Annotated in this window: 4 protein-coding genes; all 4 read left to right on the forward strand. The window is 51.4% G+C overall.

Translation table 11 applies throughout. The features are described from left to right. Nucleotides 1-480 (forward strand): glycine--tRNA ligase subunit beta (locus J4G02_23045; protein ID MCE2397385.1); only part of this gene is annotated, 480 nt, incomplete at its 5' end. Continuing rightward, the gene (locus J4G02_23050) at nucleotides 438-1016 is read left to right on the forward strand and encodes a glycine--tRNA ligase subunit beta (GenBank protein ID MCE2397386.1); all 579 of its coding nucleotides are present in this window, start codon (nucleotides 438-440) and stop codon (nucleotides 1014-1016) included. The genes J4G02_23045 and J4G02_23050, both read left to right, overlap by 43 nt. A gap of 40 nt (nucleotides 1017-1056) precedes the next feature. Beyond that, entirely contained in the window at nucleotides 1057-1338 is a 282-nt protein-coding gene (locus J4G02_23055; GenBank protein MCE2397387.1) for a hypothetical protein, read from the forward strand. 51 nt (nucleotides 1339-1389) lie between these two features. Next, a partial coding sequence (locus J4G02_23060) for a HEAT repeat domain-containing protein (protein MCE2397388.1) occupies nucleotides 1390-2126 on the forward strand: 737 nt, incomplete at its 3' end.

Below are 2126 nucleotides of genomic sequence, written 5' to 3' on the forward strand. Positions count from 1 at the left end.
GAGGGCAATCTCCCAGAACTCGACGACGAACTGCTGGATACAGTGAACTACCTCGTAGAGAACCCGCAACCCATCGTCGGCAATTTCAGTGAATCGCATCTGGAACTACCCTCTGAAGTGCTGATTACCGCGATGAAAAAGCATCAACGCTATTTTCCGATGTGGAAGAACGCATCAGAATTGGCAGCGAAATTCATCACGATCTCTAACGGAACGGACGGAAATTTCGACGGTGTTCAGCACGGAAACGAGCGCGTTCTCCGCGCAAGGCTCAATGATGCTGAGTTCTTCTACAAGGAAGACCAGAAAACCAGCCTCGCCGATAAAGTTGAACGTCTGGGCGCGGTCATCTTTCACGCCAAACTCGGTTCACTCTTAGATAAGGCGGAACGGCTTAAGACGCTGGTTAAGTTCATCGCTACACAGAAACGAACGCCGTGCATGCAGAACGTGCAGCTTGGCTCTGTAAGGCAGATCTAACGACCCAAATGGTCATCGAATTCCCAACCTTGCAGGGTATCACCGGTAGATATTACGCACGCAATTCTGGGGAACCTGAACCGGTCGCGACCGCTATCGCTGAGCACTACCAACCGCTCGGTGCAGATACACCGCTGCCCGAAACCGAAGTCGGCGCGCTGCTCGCCATCGCTGACAAGCTCGACACCATCGTCGGCTATTTCGGTATAGCAGAACGTCCTACAGGTTCACAAGACCCGTACTCTCTACGACGACACGCACTCGGCACAATCCGTATCCTCCAAGATCGGCAGTTACCACTCTCTTTGGATGCTGTTGTAGAAAAGGCGATTGCGGGCTACACGGTCCCATTAGTAGAAGATACAAAAACGAGTGTTCTCAGTTTCATTAAAGAACGCCTACGCGTCATCTTGTCGCAGACACAGCAATACACGCCTGACCTTGCGGATGCTGTCTTGGCAGTCGGTGATGTCAACGTTATCGACATTCTCAAACGCGCCAGCGCGCTTGCCGAATTTCGCTTGACACCAAACTAATCGGGTACTGAGAATTTTACCGCCGAACACGCCAGAAACTGTGGACGCGACGCTACTGCAAGACGATGCGGAAAAGCAATTAAACGCATGTTTTAGCGAGGCAGAACCGAACTTTAAGCAGAGCATCCAAGAACGCGATTATGCTAAACTCCTAACACAACTCGCTACTTTACAACCAGCTATTGACGCATTCTTTGATGATGTTTTGGTCATGGCGGAGGAACCGGCACTACGTGCAAACCGGTTGGCGTTGTTGAATAAGATTGGGCAGAATATTTATGCCATTGCAGACCTGACAAAACTTGTGATAGCCGGGGACTAAAAACACTTAAAAAAAGTTTAAGCGTGCCCGCTGATACGACAGGAGAGAACTATGCAGCAACACTACATTTGTAACATACTGAAAATCGGTATCTATCTCCCATTCATTGCCGTTATTGCCCTTCTGATAGGGTGTGGTGAGAAAGAGAATCGGGATATTATTGAAGCGCGAGCCGCCATCGTTCGCGGAGATTATACCGCTGCACAAACGGCAGTCCAGCGGACGGATGCCGGAAACAAGGAAGCGCAGCACCTGAAGGCCTTCCTACAGAACCGGACACGCACCGAGACAGAGGGCTGGCACCAAGCGATTGTCCAAGCGAATGCTTACCTTGAGACACTCGCCACTGACATCCTCGCGATCTCAGTGCTGGAAGACCCAGACTCCGATGACCTTGATCAACAGGAACGGCTCATCCGCACTCAGAATTCTATTTCTGGGTTCTTTGCCGTGTCGCTCGCGGAGGCAGTCGAAAAGCGGGCAGAATTGCTCACAGAACTCGTCGCTCATCCGGATGCTGCTGTTGTCCAAGCACTTTTAGCAGCGGAGAAATGCTATCAGCCGAACGCACGTGCAGCAGTTGCGCAACTCACGGCAAAACTTGGAAGCGGAAATACCGTCGTTGAGCTGCTACAGCAGGCAACACACCACAAGGATCCTGCCATACAAAAAGAAGCCGTACGCCTTCTGGGGGCGATGGAGAACCCCGAACTCATCCAAACCTTTGAAGACGCATTGACAGAAACGGTAAACACACCGGAGGTCGCGTACAGAGCAATTGTCGCGCT

Source organism: Candidatus Poribacteria bacterium, assembly GCA_021295755.1.
Lineage (GTDB): Bacteria > Poribacteria > WGA-4E > WGA-4E > PCPOR2b > PCPOR2b.